Source organism: Novosphingobium sediminicola (genome assembly GCF_014196525.1).
GTDB classification, from domain to species: Bacteria; Pseudomonadota; Alphaproteobacteria; order Sphingomonadales; family Sphingomonadaceae; genus Novosphingobium; species Novosphingobium sediminicola.
Genome location: NZ_JACIDX010000021.1, coordinates 1 through 20,786 on the forward strand (window position 1 = coordinate 1; position 20,786 = coordinate 20,786).

Annotated in this window: 20 protein-coding genes; 12 read left to right on the top strand and 8 right to left on the bottom strand. The window is 64.0% G+C overall.

Annotated features, from left to right (window positions below; all coding sequences use genetic code 11):
* Both GGR38_RS20815 and GGR38_RS20820 read left to right on the top strand, forming a co-directional pair.
* On the top strand, positions 1 to 312 hold a 312-nt coding region (locus tag GGR38_RS20815; RefSeq protein ID WP_221227191.1), incomplete at its 5' end, for an electron transfer flavoprotein subunit alpha/FixB family protein.
* A gap of 34 nt (positions 313 to 346) precedes the next feature.
* Positions 347 to 1,216: a 3-hydroxyacyl-CoA dehydrogenase family protein gene (locus GGR38_RS20820; RefSeq protein ID WP_183628380.1), complete on the top strand. Its 870-nt coding sequence runs from the start codon at positions 347 to 349 to the stop codon at positions 1,214 to 1,216.
* Between the two features lie 158 nt (positions 1,217 to 1,374).
* Here GGR38_RS20820 and metB read toward each other — a convergent pair whose 3' ends face one another.
* Together metB and GGR38_RS20830 are read right to left on the bottom strand one after the other, a co-directional pair.
* Positions 1,375 to 2,616 (bottom strand): cystathionine gamma-synthase, encoded by a 1,242-nt coding sequence (gene metB / locus GGR38_RS20825; protein ID WP_183628382.1) that lies wholly within the window; start codon positions 2,614 to 2,616, stop codon positions 1,375 to 1,377.
* A gap of 49 nt (positions 2,617 to 2,665) precedes the next feature.
* On the bottom strand, positions 2,666 to 2,983 hold the full coding sequence (locus GGR38_RS20830; protein ID WP_183628529.1) for an Rrf2 family transcriptional regulator: 318 nt from the start codon (positions 2,981 to 2,983) through the stop codon (positions 2,666 to 2,668).
* On the opposite strand from GGR38_RS20830, the gene GGR38_RS20835 reads away from it, so the two are divergent.
* Positions 2,912 to 3,385: an NnrS family protein gene (locus tag GGR38_RS20835; RefSeq protein ID WP_183628384.1), complete on the top strand. Its 474-nt coding sequence runs from the start codon at positions 2,912 to 2,914 to the stop codon at positions 3,383 to 3,385. The genes GGR38_RS20830 and GGR38_RS20835 overlap by 72 nt on opposite strands.
* A gap of 38 nt (positions 3,386 to 3,423) precedes the next feature.
* Here the strand turns inward: GGR38_RS20835 and GGR38_RS20840 are convergent, their stop codons facing one another.
* The gene (locus GGR38_RS20840) at positions 3,424 to 4,272 is read right to left on the bottom strand and encodes a LysR family transcriptional regulator (RefSeq protein ID WP_183628386.1); all 849 of its coding nucleotides are present in this window, start codon (positions 4,270 to 4,272) and stop codon (positions 3,424 to 3,426) included.
* Between the two features lie 222 nt (positions 4,273 to 4,494).
* Here GGR38_RS20840 and GGR38_RS20845 point away from each other — a divergent pair, with 222 nt between their 5' ends.
* The 5 genes from GGR38_RS20845 (at position 4,495) to GGR38_RS20865 (ending at position 9,497) form a co-directional block, all read left to right on the top strand.
* On the top strand, positions 4,495 to 4,707 hold the full coding sequence (locus GGR38_RS20845) for a hypothetical protein (protein WP_183628388.1): 213 nt from the start codon (positions 4,495 to 4,497) through the stop codon (positions 4,705 to 4,707).
* 203 nt (positions 4,708 to 4,910) lie between these two features.
* Positions 4,911 to 6,962, top strand: coding sequence for an FUSC family protein (locus GGR38_RS20850; protein ID WP_183628391.1), 2,052 nt, complete (start codon positions 4,911 to 4,913; stop codon positions 6,960 to 6,962).
* Positions 6,959 to 7,189: a DUF1656 domain-containing protein gene (locus GGR38_RS20855; protein WP_183628393.1), complete on the top strand. Its 231-nt coding sequence runs from the start codon at positions 6,959 to 6,961 to the stop codon at positions 7,187 to 7,189. Before GGR38_RS20850 ends, GGR38_RS20855 begins: the two co-directional genes overlap by 4 nt.
* Positions 7,186 to 8,085 (top strand): efflux RND transporter periplasmic adaptor subunit, encoded by a 900-nt coding sequence (locus tag GGR38_RS20860; protein ID WP_183628395.1) that lies wholly within the window; start codon positions 7,186 to 7,188, stop codon positions 8,083 to 8,085. The genes GGR38_RS20855 and GGR38_RS20860 overlap by 4 nt, the downstream gene beginning before the upstream one ends.
* Positions 8,079 to 9,497 carry an efflux transporter outer membrane subunit gene (locus tag GGR38_RS20865; RefSeq protein ID WP_183628397.1) on the top strand — a complete coding sequence of 473 codons (1,419 nt, stop codon included), beginning with the start codon at positions 8,079 to 8,081 and terminating at the stop codon, positions 9,495 to 9,497. The genes GGR38_RS20860 and GGR38_RS20865 overlap by 7 nt, the downstream gene beginning before the upstream one ends.
* Positions 9,498 to 9,508: 11 nt before the next feature.
* Here GGR38_RS20865 and GGR38_RS20870 read toward each other — a convergent pair whose 3' ends face one another.
* From GGR38_RS20870 to GGR38_RS20880, 3 genes are read right to left on the bottom strand one after another with little or no spacing between them, the layout of a single operon-like run.
* Positions 9,509 to 10,156: a 2-dehydro-3-deoxy-6-phosphogalactonate aldolase gene (locus GGR38_RS20870; RefSeq protein WP_183628399.1), complete on the bottom strand. Its 648-nt coding sequence runs from the start codon at positions 10,154 to 10,156 to the stop codon at positions 9,509 to 9,511.
* Positions 10,153 to 11,022 (bottom strand): 2-dehydro-3-deoxygalactonokinase, encoded by an 870-nt coding sequence (locus GGR38_RS20875; RefSeq protein ID WP_183628401.1) that lies wholly within the window; start codon positions 11,020 to 11,022, stop codon positions 10,153 to 10,155. The genes GGR38_RS20870 and GGR38_RS20875 overlap by 4 nt, the downstream gene beginning before the upstream one ends.
* Before the next feature lies 1 nt (position 11,023).
* Positions 11,024 to 12,601 carry a sodium/sugar symporter gene (locus GGR38_RS20880; RefSeq protein WP_183628403.1) on the bottom strand — a complete coding sequence of 526 codons (1,578 nt, stop codon included), beginning with the start codon at positions 12,599 to 12,601 and terminating at the stop codon, positions 11,024 to 11,026.
* An 86-nt stretch (positions 12,602 to 12,687) separates the two neighbouring features.
* Here GGR38_RS20880 and GGR38_RS20885 point away from each other — a divergent pair, with 86 nt between their 5' ends.
* Positions 12,688 to 13,410, top strand: a complete 723-nt coding sequence (locus GGR38_RS20885; protein WP_183628405.1) for a FadR/GntR family transcriptional regulator — start codon at positions 12,688 to 12,690, stop codon at positions 13,408 to 13,410.
* Between the two features lie 9 nt (positions 13,411 to 13,419).
* On the opposite strand, the gene GGR38_RS20890 is transcribed toward GGR38_RS20885, so the two are convergent.
* Together GGR38_RS20890 and GGR38_RS20895 are read right to left on the bottom strand one after the other, a co-directional pair.
* Positions 13,420 to 14,277, bottom strand: a complete 858-nt coding sequence (locus GGR38_RS20890; protein ID WP_183628407.1) for an SMP-30/gluconolactonase/LRE family protein — start codon at positions 14,275 to 14,277, stop codon at positions 13,420 to 13,422.
* Positions 14,278 to 14,287: 10 nt separating this feature from the next.
* Positions 14,288 to 16,084, bottom strand: coding sequence for an IlvD/Edd family dehydratase (locus GGR38_RS20895; RefSeq protein WP_183628409.1), 1,797 nt, complete (start codon positions 16,082 to 16,084; stop codon positions 14,288 to 14,290).
* Positions 16,085 to 16,198: 114 nt separating this feature from the next.
* Here GGR38_RS20895 and GGR38_RS20900 point away from each other — a divergent pair, with 114 nt between their 5' ends.
* Genes GGR38_RS20900 through GGR38_RS20910 form a run of 3 tightly spaced genes read left to right on the top strand, consistent with a single transcriptional unit; the run spans position 16,199 to position 20,724 of the window.
* Entirely contained in the window at positions 16,199 to 17,122 is a 924-nt protein-coding gene (locus GGR38_RS20900; RefSeq protein WP_183628411.1) for a Gfo/Idh/MocA family protein, read from the top strand.
* 4 nt (positions 17,123 to 17,126) lie between these two features.
* Positions 17,127 to 19,640, top strand: a complete 2,514-nt coding sequence (gene galA, locus GGR38_RS20905) for a beta-galactosidase GalA (RefSeq protein ID WP_183628413.1) — start codon at positions 17,127 to 17,129, stop codon at positions 19,638 to 19,640.
* A 13-nt stretch (positions 19,641 to 19,653) separates the two neighbouring features.
* Positions 19,654 to 20,724, top strand: coding sequence for a glycoside hydrolase family 53 protein (locus GGR38_RS20910; protein WP_183628415.1), 1,071 nt, complete (start codon positions 19,654 to 19,656; stop codon positions 20,722 to 20,724).
* Positions 20,725 to 20,786 lie beyond the last annotated feature (62 nt).

A 20,786-nucleotide genomic window follows, 5' to 3' on the forward strand; every position in this document is an offset into this window, starting at 1 on the left:
GAGACCTTTGCCGCCACGATCCTGCCGCTGGCCGACAAGCTGGGCGCGGCGGTGGGCGCGAGCCGCGCGGCGGTCGACGCGGGATACGTGCCCAACGATTATCAGGTGGGCCAGACCGGCAAGATCGTCGCGCCGCAGGTCTATGTGGCCGTCGGCATTTCCGGGGCGATCCAGCACTTGGCAGGCATGAAGGACAGCAAAACCATCATCGCCATCAACAAGGACGAGGACGCGCCGATCTTCCAGGTGGCCGACATCGGGCTGGTCGCGGACCTGTTCCAGGCCGTGCCCGAACTGACGGGGAAGGCATAAGGCTGTCGTCTGAGGGATTTGAAAGGTAGAAAGCATGAAAATCGTTGGTGTAATCGGCGCGGGCCAGATGGGCGTGGGCATTGCCCAGACTGCGGCGCAAACCGGACATAGCGTGCGGCTCTCCGACATCAGCCTGGAGCTGGCTGAAAAGGGAAAGGCAGGCATCGGCAAGTCGCTTGCACGGCTGGTGGCCAAGGAGAAGTTGAGTGAGGATCAGGCGCAAGCCATCCTTGCCGCGATTACGCCGGTAGGCGAACTGGCCGCCATGGCCGAGGCCGATATCATCATTGAGGCCGCGACCGAGCGCGAGGAGGTCAAACTCAAGATTTTCGAGAGTACGGCAAGTATCCTTGCCCCTTCCGCGATTCTGGCGACCAACACCAGTTCGCTCTCGATCACTCGAATGTCGCGTTCCGCGCCGGACCAGAGCCGCTTTATCGGCATGCATTTTTTCAATCCGGTCCCCGTTATGCCTTTGGTGGAGGTGATCCCCGGCCTTGCGACCAGCGATGATATCACCATCCGCACCAAGGCTTTTGGCGAAAAGCTGGGCAAGACGGTGGTGCTGGCGCAGGACGATCCGGGCTTTGTCGTCAATCGCATCTTTGTGCCTTTTATTAACGAGGCCATTTTTGTGCTTGGCAACAGCACGGGTAGCATTGTCGATATCGACGCTGGTGTGAAATTGGGACTGGCGCATCCGATGGGGCCGCTGGAACTGGCTGATTTCATCGGGTTGGACACGCTTTACGAAATCATGATGGTCTATCTGCGCACCACGGGCGACAGCAAGTATCGACCCGCGCCCTTGCTTCAGAAATATGTCGAGGCAGGCTGGTTCGGTCGCAAGAATGGGCGTGGTTTCTATGATTATTCAGGCGGAAAGCCGGTGCCTACGCGCTAATTTCATCCGATCCGTCATTGGGGATCTTGAATGTCGATCCTGACTGACAAGAGTATCCAAGTCATCACACAGCCGATGGCTGGCTTCATCGCTGGCCGCCCTTAGAGTTTTTACATAATTACCAATATTCAAAAAATGGTCCTGCCACCAGATCGCCACTACCGCTCCTTCCTTAACGCATTCTCCGCCCGTGCCAATTCTTCATGCCGACAAAGAGGAATGGTCGTGTCGGCGCTTGCCTCCAAGGCGCGCCCGAGGTCGGCCAGCAGATCGTCGCGATGCTCCAATCCGACCGAGAGGCGCAGCAGATTGTCCTCAATCCCTGCCGCCTGACGGGCTTCCTTGCCCATATCGGCATGGGTCATGGTGGCCGGATGCGCGATCAGGCTTTCAACGCCGCCAAGGGACTCAGCCAAAGTCAGAACCGAAATACCGGCCACGAAGCGGCGGACCGCTGCCTCGCCCCCGGCCAGTTCAAAGCTCAGCATCGCGCCAAAGCCCGTTTGTTGCGCTCCGGCCAGTTCATGTCCGCCATGAGAGGTCAGGCCGGGGTAATGCACCTTGGCAACGGCGGGGTGATTGTGCAGAAATTCGGCAATGACCATGGCGGTGGACTGCTGTTCCCGCATCCGGGCAAACAGGCTGCGCAGCCCTCTCAAGGTCAGCCACGCATCGAAAGGCGATCCGGCGGTGCCGATCACGTTGCACCATTGCTTCAGGGAAGCCGCCGCCTGCTCCTGCGCCGCAATGACCGCTCCACCGATCACGTCGGAATGCCCGTTCAGAAATTTCGTTGTTGAATGAACAACATAATCCGCCCCGAGAGCAAGGGGCCGCTGAACCGCCGGAGAAAGGAACGTGTTGTCCACCGCAACTTGTGCGCCAACGGCATGGGCCATCCGGCACAAGGCAGCAATGTCGACAATACGCATCAACGGATTGCTTGGCGTCTCGACAAACAGCATCGCCGCGCCGCGCCCGAGAGCATCCGATACGGCAACAAGATCGGACTGATCCACAAAGGCGAGCTGAAAATGCCGCCGCGCCGCTCTGGCCTTCAACAGCCGCATCGTCCCGCCATAACAATCGTAAGGCGCGATCACCAGATCATCGCCCGACAATTGCCCCAGCACCAGATCAATGGCCGCCATGCCGCTGGAGGTCACCACGGCCCCTGCTCCACCTTCCAATTGAGCCAGAGCATCGCACAAAAGGTCGCGCGTCGGATTGCCAGCGCGGCCGTAGTCATATTGGCGAGCCCGATCAAAACCGGCAAATTCATAGGTGGTCGAAAGATACAGCGGCGGGGCAACCGCGCCAAAGGCAGGATCTGTTGCGACACCATGGCTGGCCGCGATGGTTTCCCTGTGCAGGGGGTGATCGTGGCGGTCTTTTGTCATGCCTGCACTCCTGTCCTGATGGCGGCATGAAGCGCCGCGTAACGCCAGATCATAGGGCTATGCTGGCCAGACTATGCTTGTCGAGGTCGGCGTAAAAGGCCTGTTCGGCAGCGATCAGGCGAAACTTTAACCGGCATTTGCCGTCGAGTGAACAATCCCGCTCGCTCCCCGTGGCCAGACAGTCCACCAGCGCCTGTCCCTCCTCAAGTCGGCGGATGATCTGGCCAGGAAAGATCTGATCGGGCGGGCGTGCCAGAATGGCCCCGCCCCCGCGCCGCGTTTCGACAATGCCCATTTGCGCCAGCTTCTGAATGATCTTGGCGAGATGATTGCGCGCGAGATCATTGCCGGGCGCAATTGGCGCAATCTGGGCGTGTTGGTGCTGCTGGTGAGCGCTCTGGCATGGATCATGGCACCCTCATCCCGCCTGACGGCTCTGGCGCTGGCCGCTGCGGGTGTGCTGCATCTGCTGCACCTTGCCTATGCGTTTCTGCCGGTCGGTGCGCTGGTTATGGCGGTTTCGGCGGTGGTCCCTGCCTTTGCCACCAATGCGGCGGGACAGCATTGGTGGATGGCCGGTTGCATCGCCATGATGACGATGGCCGTCATGACGCGGGCCACGCGTGGACATACCGGCCATGACCTTGCCGGAATTGCATGGATCGCGGGTTTTGCCGGGTTCTGCCTGCGCTATGGCCCGATGCTGTTGAACCGGCGGGACGGCCAGCCCCAAGGACAAAATCCGCTTCACGCAATCAGGCTGCATTGATCGTTTGCCGCAATATTTTTGATATTAAAGTGGCAGTATCACAGGATGATCTGCGCGGCGGCGCTCAGCCCTGCCCTGACGCGATCCATGACGCCCGCATCCGCGCGTGAGGAATGAACAGCATAGGCGGAATGGGAAAATTCCGGGCTTCCCGGCACCAGTATCAGGCGCCCCTCCTCCAGATAGGGCCGGATGAAACCCTTACGGAAATAACCGCTGCCCCCCGCCGCAAGGATATATTCCAAAGCCAGCGGACCATAGCTGATCGACATCACCGCATTGGGCTGATCGGGAAACGCGGCCTGATAACTGGCCGCAAATTCCTCGCCCCAATCGATCTGCACATGATCCTCGGGCGTCAGTTCAACCGAGGTCGGCGTGGTCCTGACCAACACCAGCTTTTCCTCGAACAACAATTCGGCGACGATACCGGGACGGCTGGGCGCGGCATAGAGCACGGCCACATCCAGCGTTCCGTCCTGCACCTGCTCCATCAGGCGATCGGCCGTGTCGATCTGGGTGCTGACGGCAATATCGGGGCATTCCCGGCGCATCCAGATCAGCCAGTGCCGCAGCAAAGGGCTCCATAGGCTAAGCTCCGCACCGATGGTCACCACCGTCTGGCGCCCCGGCGGCAGCGCCACCGCGCGCTGGGCGCGGGCCCAGACCTGCACCAGCGTTGTCGCAAAGCGCTGGAACTGCTCGCCCGCCGGGGTCAGTTTCGCCCCGGCCTTGTTGCGGATGAACACCGGCCGTTCGAGCTGCTCCTCCAGCACCCTGATCCGAGCGCTGACGGCGGTCTGGGTCAGATTGAGATTGTTGGCCGCCCCCACAAAGCTGCCTGTCTTGACCACTTCGAGGAAAGTGCGGGCGATGCCTATATCCATCCCATCATAATCCTTGTGTTAAATTCGATCAATGCAATTTTCCGATTGGCATTAGCATGAGAAGCTGTCTTCACAAAGCGTGGGAATGCGTCACCCTCGCCGCCCGCCCTTGGCGGCTGCGTCCGGGGGAAGCACAAAAATCCGATGGATGAACCACAAATATCGGCATTGGATAGCAGAAAGCAGAGCGGCTAAATCCTGCCTCAAAAGGGTAAGATCACGATGGCTCGGACGAAGATATACAGCCGGATATGCAATGGTTTGGGCGTATCCTCCCGCGCCATGATGGCCACGGCCCTACTCGCGCTGGCCACGGCTGTCCTGTTGTTGATCCAGCGATATTTCGCCTTCGCTGATTCCTCGCTCTACATTTTTGTCATTCTGGCGATGTCAGTGGCGATCTCGATCATGGCCCGGCGCGACGACGGGGCCTGATAAAGCCCATTACGCCCGAGACGGAAACAGATTTCATTTTAAAATCAATTTAATGCATTTTATTTGCTGATTCCATTCAAAATTTTGCTTTTGTACAGCCCCCGCCCTGCCCGCTAGTGGCCCGCCTCGATCCAGAGGGCAGTCGGGCACGCGGCCTGTTTGCCCATCGGGAAGAGCAACCAGCCCAGGCAAAACTTCATCCCATGTGGCCGCCCCAGCCTTTGACCCCCAGGCCTTTGACCATCGACCGCCGCAAGCTGCTGTTTTCCATCAGCAGTTTCGTGGCCGCCGCGATCACTCTGGCCATTGCCTTTGCCGCCAGTCTACCCCGCCCATGGTGGGCCCTGCTGACGGTCTATGTCACGGCCCAGCCCATGGCAGGCGCCTTTCGTCCCAAGGTCATCTATCGCCTGTTGGGCATTGCGGTGGGCGCGATCACCGCGCTGACGGTCGTGCCCAATCTTCAGAACTCGCCCGCCCTGCTGGTTCTCGTGATGGCGGCATGGACCGGATTGTGCATTGCCCTTGCCGTGCTGGACCGCAGCCCGCGTGCCTTTCTATTTCAAATGGCGGCCTTTTCCAGCGCCGTCATCAGCTTTCCCTATCTCGACGATCCAGCCAATATTTTCGACACAACCATCGCGCGGGTTGAGGAAATGGCGGTGGCCATTCTCTGCGTCACGGCGGTCCACGCGCTGTTTCAGCCATGGCGCGCCATCGATCCGATCCGGGAGCGGGCCGACACTTTTCTGGAGGACGCGGCGGCATGGTGCGCCGATGCCGTCGCCATGGGCAGCATCCGGGCCGAGCCGCTCCATCGGCGCAAACTGGCCACCGATATCACCGAAATCGGCATGATCGCGCTGCATCTGCCCTTTGACGATCCGGCCGCCCCCGCCACCCGCAGCACGATCAGGGCGCTGCAACATGAATTGACCGAGATCCTCCCGCTGGCCTCGGCGGCGGCAAACCGGCTCGCGTTGCTGGATGCGAGTGGCGGTTGCGGCGCGCCGCTTATGGCTCTGCGCGACAGGATCGCGCAATGGTTGGGCGAGGCCCGCGCCGGGGATGAGGCATGGATTGCCCAAGGCGAAGCCCTCGCGCGCCTCGCCGGCGAAGGCCCTGAACCGGGCGCGCATCCATGGACCGACCTGTTGCGCGAAAGCGCGGCGATGCGCATGGGCGGGATGGTGACCGCGCTGGTGCGCGCCCATCGCCTCGCCGCCACCTTGGGGGCAAAGGCGCCCGACCTGTCAGATTATCGCACCGACCGCTTTCCGCTGGCCCGCGATTACGGCATCGCCGCCATGGCCGGATTGGCCACGGCGGCCGCGATCATGCTCTATTGCGCGGTCTGGGTGCTGCTGGCCTGGCCCGCCGGTTCGGCCACGGCGGCCTTTGCCGCGCTGATCACCTGCTCCTTTGCCGCGCAGGACGATCCCGCCCCGGTCATCGGGCGCTATCTGACGGCCACCTTGCGCACCATTCCGCTGGCCGCGCTCTATCTCTTCGTGATCCTGCCCCGGGTCGACGGGTGGTTTATGCTGGTGCTGACGCTGGCGCCCGCCCTGATCCGCATGGGCTATATTCAGGCCGATCCGGCACGTTCCGCGCAAGCCTTGCCGATGTTTTCCTGCTTTATCGTGGCCATGGGCTTTCTGTCCCGGTTTCAGGGCGATTTTGCCGCCTTCATCAACACCGGCCTGGCCCAGATCGGCGGGATTGTCACCACGCTGGCCATCACGCGCCTGTTCCGCTCGGTCGAGGCGCAATGGAGTCTGCGGCGGGTGCTGTCGGCCAACTGGTCCGAGATGGCCCGGCTTGCCGATATTCGCCGCCCGTTCCGCGCCGGTGACTGGAGCGCAAGGGCTACCGACCGCATGGGCCAGATCGCCGCGCGCATGGCCCTGTCCTCATCGGCCGGGCCGGTCGATGCCGCCGATGCGCTGGCCGATCTGCGGATCGGGCGCAATGTCCTGCCGATACGGGGCGCCCTGCCCCATGTGCCCCATGCCGCGCGCCACCATTTGGGGGAAGTTCTGGCCATGCTGGTCGAATTGCTTCGGCAGCGCGGGATGATGGGGCAGGAATTGCGACCGGCCAACACGCTGTGTTCGGCCATTGACGGCGCTTTGGCGGCGCTGCTGGCGCTGGCCTCGGACCGGCATCGCCACGCCGCGCTGGCCGCGCTGGTGGGCATGCGCTGCAACCTGTTTCCCGATGCCGCACCGCCCCATCTGGAGGTGATGCCATGATCGAGGAAGTCGTCCTGCTCGGCGTCTATGCCCCCGCCGCGCTGGTATGGGCGGTGCTGGCGGTCGTGATGGTCTGGCTGATCCGCCCCGCTTTGCTGCGCCTGCCGCTGGAGCGCCTCGTGTGGCAGCCCGCACTGATCGACATCGCCCTGTTCATTGCCGTCTGGTGGGGGCTGTCCGCCCTTGCCGACACGTTTCTCCCAGCGTGGATTGCGCATCACTCATGATACATCGAACCAATCTCCTTCGCTCAATCGGTACGCTTGCGCTGATTTCGGCCATTCTTTTCGGCATTTACGCGCTGTGGATGCGCTATCAGGTCGAACCGGTCACGCGCGACGGCAAGGTGCGCTCCGACCTCGTTCCGGTGGCGCCCGATGTTTCGGGGCTGGTGACGCAGGTGGCGATTGCCGACAATCAGAGCGTGCGCAAGGGGCAGGTCCTGTTCGTCATCGACCCGCCGCGATACCGGCTTGCCCTGGCGCAGGCCGAGGCGGCGCTGGCCGATCAGCGCGCCGGGCTGGCTCAGGCGATCCGTGAGGATCAGCGCAACCGCGCCATGCCCGATGTGGTCGCCGCCGAAACCATCGAGGAAGGCCGCACCAAGGTCGAAACCATGCGCGCGGGGCTGACCCGCACCTCGGCGGCCCGCGATCTGGCGCGGCTCAACCTTGAACGCACCGCCGTGCGCGCGCCGGTCGACGGCACGATCACCAATGTCTCGATGCAGCCGGGGATCTATCTGGCGGCGGGCAAACCGGCGCTGGCGCTGGTGCATGGCGCATCCTTGCGGATCGAGGGCTATTTCGAGGAAACCAAGCTGCCGATCATCCATCCCGGCGATCCGGCCAGCGTCTGGCTGATGGGCGTGCGCGACGAAATTCGCGGCCATGTCGAAAGCATCGCGGGCGGGGTGGAGGATCGCGAGCGCAGTGGGGGCGACGCGCAACTGGCCAATGTCAATCCCGCCTTCACCTGGGTCCGCCTGGCCCAACGCATTCCGGTGCGGATCGCCATAGACAAGGTTCCCGACGGTTTGCGCCTGATCCCCGGCCAGACCGCGACGGTCGAAATCCACCCGCGCGCCGATGGCCGCATCGTGCATCGGAGCCTGCCATGGTGAGGCGCACACTTGCCATTCTGGCGCCGATCCTGCTGGCCGCCTGCGCGCCGGTAGGGCCGAATTACCATGGTCCCCAAACCGCGCTGGTCGCCCGCCCGGCGGTCAGCGGGCCGTTTGTCGCAGGCGATAGGGCCATCGATCACGCCATGCCTTTGCCCGATCGCTGGTGGCGGCTCTATGACGATCCGGTGCTGGATGGATTGGTCGAACAGGCCTTTGCCGCCAACACCGACCTGCGCGTGGCCAATGCCAATCTGGCGCGCAGCATGGCCCTGCTGAGCGAGGCTCATGCGCGGCGGCAGGTGCAGGCCGGATTCAGCAGCGAGGTCAGCGAGCAACAGCGCTCGGCCGAGCAGGTCTTGAGCCATGTGCAGCCGCACGAGCGCCCGCTCTACGATATAGGTGTATCGGTGGGTTATGATCTCGACCTGTTCGGCGGGATCCGGCGCGGGATCGAGGCTGCCTCCGCCGACAGCGACGCGGCCGGCGCCGCGCGCGATCTGGTGCGGGTGGCCGTGGCCGCCGAAACCGCCCGCGCATGGGCCGATATCTGCAATGCCGGAAACCAGATGGCCGCCATGAAGCAGATCATTGCCACGCAGCGCGGCGATCTTGCGCTGAACCGGCAGATTGTGGCGCAGGGGCGATTGCCCGGTTTCGAAGCCGAAAAGCGTCAGGGAGCGGTTGAGGCAAGCCGCGCCCGCCTGCCGCAAATTCAGGCCCGTCAGCGTAATGCCGCCTTCCGTCTGGCCGGTCTGATCGGGCGTCCGCCCGAAGAATTCGATCCGAGCTGGCTGGGCTGCAACCGGCCTTTGGCGCTCATGCAGCCTCTGCCGGTTGGCGATGGCGCGGCCCTTTTGCGGCGGCGGCCCGACATCCGCATCGCCGAGCGCCGGATCGCGGGCGATACGGCGCGGGTCGGCGTGGCCATGAGCGCTTTGTATCCTGACATCCGTTTGGGCGCATCCATCGGATCGACCGGCGCGGTGGTGGACCGGTTCTCGCCGCTGACCAACCGCTTTGCTTTGGGGCCACAGATCAGTTGGACCGTCAATCGCAGCGCGGTGCGGGCAAGGATCGCGGGCGCGCGGGCGGGTGTCGATGCCGATCTGGCCGCCTTTGACGGCAGTGTGCTCAAGGCGCTGCGCGAGGTGGAAACGGCATTGAACACCTATGCGGCGGACCTCGATCGGCTGAACGAATTGACAAAGGCGCAGGAGGCCGCCGCGCTGGTGGCGGAAAAGGCGCATAAATTGCACGCCGGGGGCCGCATCGGCGCCCTGCCCGCAATTGCTGCCGACCGTGATGCGGCCATGGCAAAGCAGGCGGTGGCCGATGCGCGCGCGGATATCAACACCGACCAGATCGCCGCCTTTCTCGCGCTGGGCGGAGGATGGGAGGCCAAGCCCTGACGAGGCGCCGGTTAGCCCGCCTTGGGCAGCTCTGCGACCGCCGCGACAAAGGCCTGCGCCCGCGCGCCGACCTCGGTCGCCGAGAGGCCCGCCTTGTAGAGCGCCGAGCCAAGCCCTGCGCCTTGCGCGCCTGCGTCCACCCATTGCGACAGGTTTTCCGGCGTCACCCCGCCCACGGCCAGCAAGGGCAGATCCTTGGGCAGAACCGCGCGCTGGGCCTTCATATAGGCGGGACTGGCCCCTTCGGCGGGGAAGAGCTTGAGGCCCGTGGCGCCTGCATCCAGCGCGGCAAAAGCCTCGGTGGGCGTGTAGAAACCGGGCAGCGAGATCATGCCCGCCGCCACGCTGGCGCGGATCACATCGGCGTTCACATTGGGCGAGATGATGAGGCTGCCCCCGGCTGCTTTGACATCGGCGACATTCTGCACGGTCAGCACCGTACCCGCGCCCACAAGCACGTCCGGCCCATAGCGCCGCGCCAGCAGCGCGATTGAGGCCAGCGGATCGGGCGAGTTCAAAGGCACTTCGATCATCGAGAAGCCCGCCTCGATGATCGCATCGCCAACGGCCTCAACCTCATCGGGGCGCACACCGCGCAGGATCGCCACCAGCGGACAAATGGCAAGGGCGGCGTTCAGGGTTTCGATAGGAGTAGTCATATTTGGCTCGCTTTCCACAGGCGGAAGATACCGGCGACAAAAGCCGCGTGGCTGTCGATCAGGATGGGCTGGCCACCGGCAATATGCACGGCGCTGGCGTATAACCGGCCCAGATGCGGGTCGGCAAGGATATGGACCGGGTCGCCCTCGCGCAGGCCTTCGCCGCCCACATCATGGCCGATCATCAGGCCCGAGGTATAGGAGGCGCTGTCCTCGATGCTGCGCTGGCCCAGCAGGGCGGCGGCGCGCACGCGGAACAGGCGCGTGGTCAGGCGGCCCGTCAGCCCATCGCGCACCCCGGCTCGGAAGGCTTCATCATCGCCCACTTCGCCGCCGAGAAAATCGGCCAGCAGGCTGTGGTTTTTGAGCAGGGCAAAGATCTCGCCGGTCATGGCGGTGGCGAAACTTTCCACACGCCCGCCCGCCATGCGCGCCCATTTGCAATGGGTGCCGGGCTGACACAGCAGCGCATCGCCGGGCACCAGCCCCGCCGCCACCGCGCCCAGCAATTGCACTTCCTCGCCGCGCATCACATCGCCCGCCGGATCGCACAGGCCCGGAACGATAGCGGTCCGCCCCGGCTCGACCCAGTGCAGCGCGCCGCCCAGATCCGCCAGCCCGGCCGGACAGGACAGGTAAGGCACGTTGACCCAGCCCTTGGCCGAACCCACCATGCCCGCCAACAGCACCGGCAGGTCGCCCATTTTCGCACGGATCTCGGCAATCTGGTCGGCAAAGCCCCCCGGCGGCACGGCCAGCAGGCCCATGCCATCGCGCTCGGTCTGCAAGACCTTACCCTCTGCGTCGATCAGATAGGCGCGGCGGTTGGTCGTTCCCCAATCCACCGCGATCATTTCACCCGTCATATCACCACCACACCGTGTAAAGCGCCACAAGGATCACGGCCACCAGCGCCGAGGCGATGGTAAAACCGCGCGACGTGTCAAAGGAAACGCCCTCCATAATGCCCTTGCCCTGCCGCACCGGAGCTTTGCCCAGCAACGAAACCACCACCGTCAGCGCCAGCGAGGCAAAAAACACCATCGCCATGCGGTGCATGAAGGGAATTTCGGTCAACGCCGTCACTCCGCCAAAGCGGAACAGAGCCGAGAGTACCACACTGGCCAGAGCGCCCGACAGTGCGCCCGCCTCGGTGGCACGGGGCCAGAACAGACCGGTCAGGAAGATCACCGTGATGCCCGGCGTCACAAAGCCGGAGAATTCCTGAATATACTGAAACGCCTGATCCATGCCGCCCAGCAAGGGCCGCGCCGCGACAATGCCGATAACGGTCGCCACGCAGGCGGTGATGCGGCCCACGCGGACCAGCTGCGTCTCGCCGGCGCCCGGCGCGATTTTGCGGGCATAGAGGTCGAGCGTGAAGATCGTGGCGATCGAATTGATCTTGCTGGCGGTAGAGGCGATGATCGCCGCCGTCAGCGCGGCAAAGACCAGACCCAGCAACCCATTGGGCAAGAGATGCATCATAGCCGGATAGGCCTGATCGGGCTTGGCCAGATCGGGCGCGAGCAGCACTGCGGCAATCCCCGGCAGCACGATGATGACCGGCATCAACAGCTTGAGAAAAGCGGCGAATACAATGCCCCGCTGCGCCTCGCCCAGAGATTTGGCGGCCAGCGTGCGCTGGATAATATATTGGTTGAACCCCCAATAAGACAAGTTTGCGATCCACAAGCCACCGATCAGCACGCCAAGGCCGGGAAGATCCTTGTAATGCGGGCTGTCGGGCGAGAGGATCATATGGAAATGATCCGGCACCGCCCGCACCAGCCGCTCAAAGCCATGGAGCGCGCCCGCCCCTTCGCCCAATTGCCCCAGCGCGATGCCCGAGACAATCAGGCCGCCCATCACCAGCAGCGCGACCTGAACAATATCGGTCAACGCCACGGCCTTCAGCCCGCCCCGGATCTGATAGGCCAGCGCGAAGACGCCCAGCACCGCCAGAGCAACATCCTGATCGACGCCCGCCACCTGATGCACCGCGATGGAGCCCAGCCACAGGATCGAGGTCAGGTTCACAAACACATAAAGCACCAGCCAGAACACCGCCATCACCGTGCGGATCGTCGGGCCAAAGCGCGCCTCCAGAAATTCCGGCATGGTGGTGATGTTGTTCTTGAGGAACACCGGCAGGAAGAACTTGCCCACGATCAGCAGGGTGAGCGCAGCCATCCATTCATAGGAGGAAATCGCCAGGCCGATGGCATAGCCGGAACCTGCCATGCCCACGATCTGTTCGGCCGAAATATTGGCCGCGATCAGCGACGCGCCGATGGCCCACCAAGGCAGCGCGCGACTGGCCAGAAAATAACCGGCGCTATCCTCCTGAGCATCCCCCTTGCGGCGGCTGACCCATTGGGCAAGACCAAAGATAAAGATCGCATAGGCCACCACCATGGCCGTATCGATGGTTGAAAGCGTCATGGAATGGTCTTTCCTCTCGAAAGCCTTGCCAAAAGGCGATTATGTCTATTTATATGATAAAAACGCACGCCAGAGGGGGCCTCACGATGACCGACAATGACGATATTTCCGGCGGCCTGGGGCGCAATCTGACTTATGGCCTGCTCGATCTGCTGGGGCGCCAGATCGTGACGGGCGCCTTTGAAAACCGCACTTTTCCAACCGAAGCCGAGCTTTCGACCCAGCATGGCGTCAGCCGCTCGGTCACGCGTGAGGCGGTCAAAATGCTGACGGCCAAAGGCTTGCTGACCGCCCGCCCGCGTCAGGGCACCAGCATTCAGCCGGTGGCCAGTTGGAACCTGTTTGACGCCGATGTGCTGCGCTGGCTGCTCGAACGCAAATTCTCGGTCGAGCTGCTCTCGCAATTCAACCAGTTGCGCGCGGCCATCGAACCGGCCGCCGCCGCGCTGGCCGCAGGCTCGGCCGACGACAAGGGGCGCGCGCTGATCGAGGCCGGATTTGCCCGCATGGAGGCCGCCGAAAGGGGCGAGGACGACGTGCTCGACGCCGATATCGCCTTTCATCTGGCCATCCTGCGCGCCGGCGGCAATCCCTTCTTCGCTCAGTTCCGCGATGTGGTCGCCACGGCCCTGCGCACCTCGATCCGGCTGACCAACCGCATTGTCGGGCGCACGGCCGATCTGGCCGCGCATGGCGCAGTGCGCGATGCGATCATGGCGCGCGATCCGCGCGCGGCGCAGGACGCCATGCGCGCGATCATCGGCGATGTCATGGACCTGATCGCCCGGCACAGCCATGCGGCGCAATAGGCTCATCGCCTAGGCGCCGAACATGCGGGGCGGCAGGCCGAACACGCCCGCCTCCACCTCGAACACTGATCCGGCCAGAGGTTCATCCACCCCGTCGGCGGCGCTGGTCAGGAACAGGCGGCTGTAATCGGCCCCGGCAAAACAGGGCCGCGTGATCTGGCTCGCGGGCAGGTCGATCCAGCGCTCTCGCCCGCCAGCGGGGTCGAACCGGCTGACGCAGCCCGCGCCCCAATGCGCGATCCAGATCCCGCCCTGCGCGTCCACCGTCATGCCATCGGGCGATCCCCATGCATCGGGAAATTCGAGGAAAACCTCACGCGGGCCAAGGCTGCCATCGTCATGCAGGGCAAAACGATAGACCAGCCCCTTCGCGCTGTCGGTGTGGTAAAGCGTGGCACCGTCCGGGCTGATCGCCGGGCCATTGGCGATGGCGTAGGGCGCGTCCATGCGATGCCATGACAGGTCCGGGTCGAGCCGGTAAAGCGCGCCCTCGTCCCGGCTGCCATCCATACTCATCGTGCCCGCCCAGATGCGACCATAGGCATCGGCGCAGGCATCGTTCATGCGGTTGAAGGGCAGATCCGGCTCGGGCGCGGCGATGGGTTCGAGCGCGAAGGGATCGAGGCTGAGATGGTGAAATCCCGATTTCAGCCCCGCAACAAAGCCCCCGCCCGCGCTCCGCTCAATCAGCCAGCCCGCCATTTCGGGCATCGCCCATTCGCGATATTGCCCATCGCCCAGGCCATAGCGGTTCACCCGCTGGCCAATGATATCCACCCAATAGAGCGCATCCTCGCGCGCGACATAAGTGATGCCCTCGCCCAGAATGTCGCGCCGCGCCCGTTCGATAATGGTCCAGTCGCCCATAGTCCCCCCCTTAGTGACTGTCGCGGGGCAGACCCTTGGTCTGGGCGATGCGCTGATATTTGACCGCGCTTTCGATCACCGCGCCGCCTGCGAATTGCCCCGTCTCGCGCCGGGCAATTTCGTGCCATGGCGTCTGGCTTTCGGGGCCGGAGAAGGGATTTTCCGCGTTCTCGGCGCGGCGGCGGTCCAGTTCCTCGTCGCTCACCAGCACATTGACGCTGCGGGTCTTCAGGTCGATCCGCACGATATCGCCCGTGCGCAGCAACGCCAGACCGCCGCCCGCCGCCGCCTCGGGGCTGGCGTTCAGGATCGACGGCGAACCGCTGGTGCCCGACTGACGCCCATCACCGATGCAGGGCAAGGCGTCGATCCCGGCGCGGATAAGGGCAGCGGGCGGGCGCATATTGACCACCTCGGCCCCGCCCGGATAGCCCACCGGCCCGGCGCCGCGGATCACCAGAATCGAACGGTCGGTGATGCCGAGAGCAGGATCATCGATGCGGTGGTGATAATCCTCCGGCCCGTCGAACACCACGACATTGCCCTCAAAAGCCTCCAGATCATCCGGGTTGGCCAGATAGCGCGCGCGGAAGGCGTCAGAAATCACACTCTTTTTCATCACCGCCGCATCGAACAGATTGCCCGACAGCACGGTCAGCCCCGCCGCAGGCCGCAAGGGCGAGGACAGAGGGCGGATCACATCCTCATCCTCAATCACGGCCTCGGCAATATTCTGCGCCACGGTGCGCCCATTGACGGTCAAGGCCTCGCCATCGAGCAGGCCCGCGCGATAAAGTTCGCCCATCACCGCCGGAACGCCGCCCGCGCGGTAATAATCCTCGCCCAGATATTCGCCCGCCGGTTGCAGATTGACCAGCAGCGGAATGTCCGCCCCATGGCTCTCCCAATCGGCCAGCGAGAGTTCGACGCCGACATGGCGCGCAATGGCGTTGAGGTGGATCGGCGCATTGGTGCTGCCGCCGATGGCCGAATTGACGCGGATGGCGTTGAGGAAGGCTGAACGGGTGAGAATGTCCGAAGGCTTGCGGTCGGCCCGCACCATTTCGACGATCTGACGGCCGGTGTGATAAGCGCTTTCCGCACGGTCGCGGTGAGGCGCGGGGATGGCCGCGTTGCCCGGCAGGCTCATGCCCAGCGCCTCGGCAAGGCTGTTCATCGTCGTGGCCGTGCCCATCGTGTTGCAGAAGCCCGTGCTGGGCGCGCTGGAGGCCACCAGCTTGATGAAGCCCTTATAGTCGATCTCGCCCGCCGCCAGCATTTGCCGAGCCTTCCACACAATGGTGCCGCTGCCGGTCCGCTCGCCCTTGAAATTGCCGTTCAGCATCGGGCCGACCGAGAGCGCAATGGCCGGAATATTGACTGTCGCCGCCGCCATCAGGCACGCAGGCGTCGTCTTGTCGCAGCCGATGGTCAGCACCACGCCGTCAAGCGGATAGCCGAACAGCGTTTCGACCAGGCTGAGATAGGCCAGATTGCGGTCAAGCCCGGCGGTGGGCCGCTTGCCGGTTTCCTGAATGGGGTGGCAGGGAAATTCGATGGGAATGCCGCCCGCCTCGCGGATGCCGTCGCGCACGCGCTCGGCCAGCACGATGTGATGGCGATTGCAGGGCGACAGGTCGCTGCCGGTCTGGGCGATGCCGATGATCGGGCGGTCGGACTGCAGTTCCTCCATCGACAGGCCATAGTTGAGATAGCGTTCAAGATAGAGCGCGGTCATGTCGGGCAAGGCCGGATTGTCGAACCATGCGCGGCTGCGCAGCGAGATCTTGGGGTTTTGCTCTGACATGGCTTTTCAGTCTCCTTCGCGCCGACCGATCGCACGAATCCCGCGCCGTGCCAGCTTGCTGTTGACGTCTATAAGCATATATATCATACAAAAGTAAAGCGCGAGGATGCATTCATGAGTAATTCCCTGATTCGATTGGGTTTGGTAGGACTGGGCAAAATCGCCCGCGATCAGCATCTGCCCGCCATTGCCACCAATCCGCGCTTTGCCCTGACCGCCACGGCCGACCCTATGGGCGGGCTGGAAGGCATTGCTTCTTATCCCACCCTTGATGCCCTGCTCGATGCGCGACTGGCGCTGGATGCGATTGTGCTGTGCACCCCGCCTTCGGTGCGTGCGGGGCTGGCGCATCGCGCGCTGGAGGCCGGGTTGCATGTGATGCTGGAAAAGCCGCCCGCCGCCGGTCTCTCGCAGGTCGATGCGCTGGTCCGGGCGAGCGCGGGCCGCACCATGCTGGCCACATGGCACAGCCGCGAAAGCGCCGCTGTCGATGCCGCCGCCGCATGGCTGGCCTCGCGCCAGATCAAGGCCGTGCGCCTCAACTGGCGCGAGGATGTGCGCGTCTGGCATCCGGGTCAGGACTGGCTGCTGGCGGCGGGCGGCTTTGGCGTGTTCGACACCGCCATTAACGCCTTTTCGATCCTGACGCATATCCTGCCCCAACCGCTGGCGCTGGAAAGCGCGGATCTGGGCATCCCCGCCAACCGTCAGGCGCCGATGACAGCCCGCCTGACCATGCGCCATGCCGGGGCCGAAGTGGCCTGTGACCTGTCGATCCTGCACCCCGGCGCGCCGCAATGGGATATTGCCATCGACACCGATGCGGGCCTGCTGGAACTGACGCAGGGCGGCCAGCAGATGGCCATTGACGGCAAGGCGCAGGACATCGCACCCGATGCCGAATATCCCCGCCTCTACGCCCGCTTTGCTCGCCTGATTGATGCGGGGCAAAGCGATGTCGATGCGCGGCCCCTGACGCTGGTGGCCGATGCGATGATGCTGGGCAGCCACCATTCCCTTCCGTCTTTCGAGTTCTGAAACCATGGAAAACACGCTCCCCCCGATGGACCGCCGCCGTGTCCTTGCCGCCTCGCTGTCGGCCGCCTCGGGCCTTGCCTGCGCCGATCAGGCTCTGGCCAAGGCTGCAGCCAAGATCATGCCGCCCCAGCCCGCCCCCGAACCCTCGCCCCGCCGCGAAGTGGTGCTCGACGATGGCTGGCGCTTTCACCTTGGCCATGCCGCCGATCCGGGGCGCGATTTCGGTTTCGGCAATTGGGGCCGCACCTATGCGAAGCCGGGCTTTGATGTGGCCGAAACGGTCAAGCCCGATTTCGACGACAGCGGCTGGGACGCGGTGCGCGTGCCCCATGACTGGGCCAGCGCCCTGCCTTATGCCCCACCCGCGACCATGGAAAAGGGGCGCGAGGATTTCATCGCGGGCCACGGTTTCCGCGCCATCGGCCGCGATTTTCCGCAAAACAGCGTGGGCTGGTATCGCCGCACCCTGCCTGTGGGCGCGCAGGACAAGGGCCGCGCGGTCTGGCTGGAATTTGACGGGGTGTTTCGCAATGCGGTGGTGATCGTCAACGGCTATATCGCGCATGAGAATGCGGGCGGCTACGCCCCGTTCCGCGTCGATATCGCCGATTTCCTGAATTATGACGACAAGCCCAACCTGCTGGTCGTGCGCGTCGACGCCAGCCTTGGCGAAGGCTGGTTTTACGAGGGCGCGGGCATCTATCGCCATGTCCGGCTGGTTTCCGCCTCGGCGCAGCATATCCCGCAATGGGGCATCTGCGTGCGGGCCGAGCCGCGCGGGCAAGGCGCGGCAATCTCGATTTCCACCGATCTGGCCAATCTGGGCGCGACGGCCTCGGTTCAGCTTCGCCATCGGGTGGTGGCTCCCGATGGCGGCGTGGTGGCGGCGGGAGATGGCTCCGCCGTCACCCTTGCCGCATCGGGCAAGACCGTGGCCGAAAGCAGCCTTGCCTTTGCCAACGCCCGGCTGTGGTCGTTAAAGGACCCAACGCTCTATCGCCTCGTCAGCGAAGTGATCGTGGGCGGCGAAGTGGTGGACCGGGTCGAAACGCGCTTTGGCGTGCGGAGCCTGCGCTTTGACGGGCATCAGGGGTTCTTCCTCAATGGCGCGCCGGTCAAGCTGCTGGGCGTGTGCAACCATCAGGATCACGCGGGCGTGGGCACGGCGGTCCCCGATGCGCTGCACCGCTGGCGCGTGGCGCAGATGCAGGACATGGGCGCCAACGCATGGCGCAGCGCGCATAACCCGCCCTCACAGGTCCTGCTCGACCTGTGCGACGAGATGGGGATGATGATGATCGCGGAAACCCGCCTCAACAACACCAGCCCCGAGGCGATGGACGAACTGGACCGGATGATCCTGTCCAGCCGCAACCACCCCTCGATCATCCTGTGGTCGGTGGGCAATGAGGAAGGGCATCAGGGCAGCCCGCGCGGGCGCAATATCTCGGCAAAGCTGGTGGCGCGCTGCAAGGAACTGGACCCCACGCGCCAGACCACGCAGGCCATAGACAGCGGGTGGCACGAGGATGGCGCCGCGCGGGCGGTGGACGTGGTGGGCTTCAACTATCGCACCGACAAGATCGCCGCCTTCAAGGCCAAATATCCCGACACGCCGGTGATCGGCACCGAAACCGCCAGCACCGTGGCCACGCGCGGCGAATATGCCAATGATGCCGCGCGCCATATCGTGCGCGCCTATGACACCGAGGCGCCATGGTGGGCCAGCACCGGCGAGGCATGGTGGAGCATCGTGGCCAAGGACCCGGGCATTGCGGGCGGCTTCATCTGGACCGGCTTTGACTATCGCGGCGAACCGACGCCCTATGCGGCATGGCCCTCGGTTTCCTCCTATTTCGGGGCGGCCGACATCTGCGGCTTCCCCAAGGACAATTACTATTATTATCGCGCATGGTGGCGGCCCGAATTGCCGCAGGTCCATCTGCTGCCCCACTGGAACTGGGCCGGGCGCGAAGGGCAGCCGATCGAGGTCTGGGCGCATGGCAATTGTGCGCAGGTGGAATTACGGCTCAACGGGCGCAGCCTTGGGCGCAAGGAGATGCCGCGCAACGGGCATCTGGCATGGTCGGTTCCCTATGCGCCGGGCGTGCTGGAGGCGGTGGGCTATGACGCGCAGGGCCGGGTCACTGCGCGCGACAGGCGCGTGACGGCGGACGCTCCGGCAACGCTGCGTCTGTCGGCCAATGCGGCGCGTTTGCGCGCCGATGGCGCCGACATGGCCATCATCCGCGCCGAGGTGTTCGACCGGGCGGGCCATCCCGTGCCCACCGCCGCCATCCCCATCCGCTTTGCCCTGTCCGGGTCGGGACGCGTGCTGGGCACCGGCAATGGCGACCCCACAGACACCACGCCCGACCACAGCCTCGACCGGCGCAGCTTCAACGGGCTGGCGCAGATCCTGGTGCAGGCCAGCGACAGCGCCGGGCAGATCACCCTTACCGCGCAGGGCGAAGGGCTGGCCCCGGCTCGCCTCGACCTGTTTGCCCATACTCTTTGAAAGCATTGAAACCATGGCCCTTGGACTTCTTGCCGCCGCCCTGCTGGCTTCTGCTGCGCCCAAACTCTATCTGGGGGCGGATCTGTCTTTCACCAACGAGATGGAGGATTGCGGCGCGGTCTTTCGCGAGGGCGGCAAGCCGGTCGATCCTTTTGTGGCGATGAAGGCGCATGGCGGCAATATCATGCGCGTGCGCATCTGGAACGCGCCCGGCTGGACCAAATACAGCACCTATGAGGATGTGCTCAAAACCATCCGCCGCGCCCATTCGGCGGGGCTGGAGGTGCTGCTCGACTTCCATTATTCGGACGATTGGGCCGATGGCGAAAAGCAGATCGCGCCCGCCGCATGGGCCAAACTTTCTACCGACGAACAGGTCAAGGCGCTGCATGATTACACGCGCGAGATCCTCGACCGTCTGGCCAAGGAAGGGCAATTGCCCGCCTTCGTTCAGGTCGGCAATGAGACCAACCCCGAACTGCTGGGCGGCACCAAGGACGGCAAGATCAACTGGGAGCGCAATGCGCGCCTGATCAACGCCGGTGTCGCCGCCGTGCGCGAGGCGGCCAAGGCCTATGCCCATCCGATGAAGGTGATGCTGCATATTGCCCAGCCGGAAAACGTGATCGGCTGGTTCGACGATGCGACGGCCGCCGGGGTGATGGATTATGACATCATCGGCATCAGCTATTATTCCAAATGGTCGAAATACAACCTTTCCGGTCTGGGCAAGGTGATCGATGCGGCCCACAAGCGCTATGGCGCGGATGTCTGGGTGGTGGAAACGGCCTATCCCTTCACCAATGAATATGGCGATACGACCGGCAATCTGCTGGGCTCGGATTCGGCCCTGCCCGAATATCCCGTCACCCGCGAGGGGCAGGCGCGCTATATGGAGGATCTGACGAAACTGGTGGTGGCCAATGGCGGCAATGGCGTGGTCTATTGGGCGCCCGACCGGGTTTCGACCGGATGCAAGACGCGCTGGGGCGTGGGATCGGATTGGGAAAATGCCGCTTGGTTTGATATCAAGCGGCATGAGGCCCTGCCCGTCATGCGTTTTTTGGAAATGACGCGGAAATAACGCAAAACCCGCGCCAACGAAAAGGGCCGCGAGGAGCAATCCTCGCGGCCCTTTTGCTGTGA

Coding starts and splice junctions, on each gene's coding strand:
- GGR38_RS20895 (WP_183628409.1), bottom strand. CDS start 16,084: ATGTCAGAGCAAAACCCCAAGATCTCGCTGCGCAGCCGCGCATGGTTC.
- GGR38_RS20885 (WP_183628405.1), top strand. CDS start 12,688: ATGACCGACAATGACGATATTTCCGGCGGCCTGGGGCGCAATCTGACT.
- GGR38_RS20880 (WP_183628403.1), bottom strand. CDS start 12,601: ATGACGCTTTCAACCATCGATACGGCCATGGTGGTGGCCTATGCGATC.
- GGR38_RS20890 (WP_183628407.1), bottom strand. CDS start 14,277: ATGGGCGACTGGACCATTATCGAACGGGCGCGGCGCGACATTCTGGGC.
- GGR38_RS20820 (WP_183628380.1), top strand. CDS start 347: ATGAAAATCGTTGGTGTAATCGGCGCGGGCCAGATGGGCGTGGGCATT.
- GGR38_RS20870 (WP_183628399.1), bottom strand. CDS start 10,156: ATGACTACTCCTATCGAAACCCTGAACGCCGCCCTTGCCATTTGTCCG.
- GGR38_RS20845 (WP_183628388.1), top strand. CDS start 4,495: ATGGCTCGGACGAAGATATACAGCCGGATATGCAATGGTTTGGGCGTA.
- GGR38_RS20840 (WP_183628386.1), bottom strand. CDS start 4,272: ATGGATATAGGCATCGCCCGCACTTTCCTCGAAGTGGTCAAGACAGGC.
- GGR38_RS20860 (WP_183628395.1), top strand. CDS start 7,186: ATGATACATCGAACCAATCTCCTTCGCTCAATCGGTACGCTTGCGCTG.
- GGR38_RS20910 (WP_183628415.1), top strand. CDS start 19,654: ATGGCCCTTGGACTTCTTGCCGCCGCCCTGCTGGCTTCTGCTGCGCCC.
- GGR38_RS20850 (WP_183628391.1), top strand. CDS start 4,911: ATGTGGCCGCCCCAGCCTTTGACCCCCAGGCCTTTGACCATCGACCGC.
- galA (WP_183628413.1), top strand. CDS start 17,127: ATGGAAAACACGCTCCCCCCGATGGACCGCCGCCGTGTCCTTGCCGCC.
- GGR38_RS20900 (WP_183628411.1), top strand. CDS start 16,199: ATGAGTAATTCCCTGATTCGATTGGGTTTGGTAGGACTGGGCAAAATC.
- GGR38_RS20865 (WP_183628397.1), top strand. CDS start 8,079: ATGGTGAGGCGCACACTTGCCATTCTGGCGCCGATCCTGCTGGCCGCC.
- GGR38_RS20855 (WP_183628393.1), top strand. CDS start 6,959: ATGATCGAGGAAGTCGTCCTGCTCGGCGTCTATGCCCCCGCCGCGCTG.
- GGR38_RS20875 (WP_183628401.1), bottom strand. CDS start 11,022: ATGACGGGTGAAATGATCGCGGTGGATTGGGGAACGACCAACCGCCGC.
- metB (WP_183628382.1), bottom strand. CDS start 2,616: ATGACAAAAGACCGCCACGATCACCCCCTGCACAGGGAAACCATCGCG.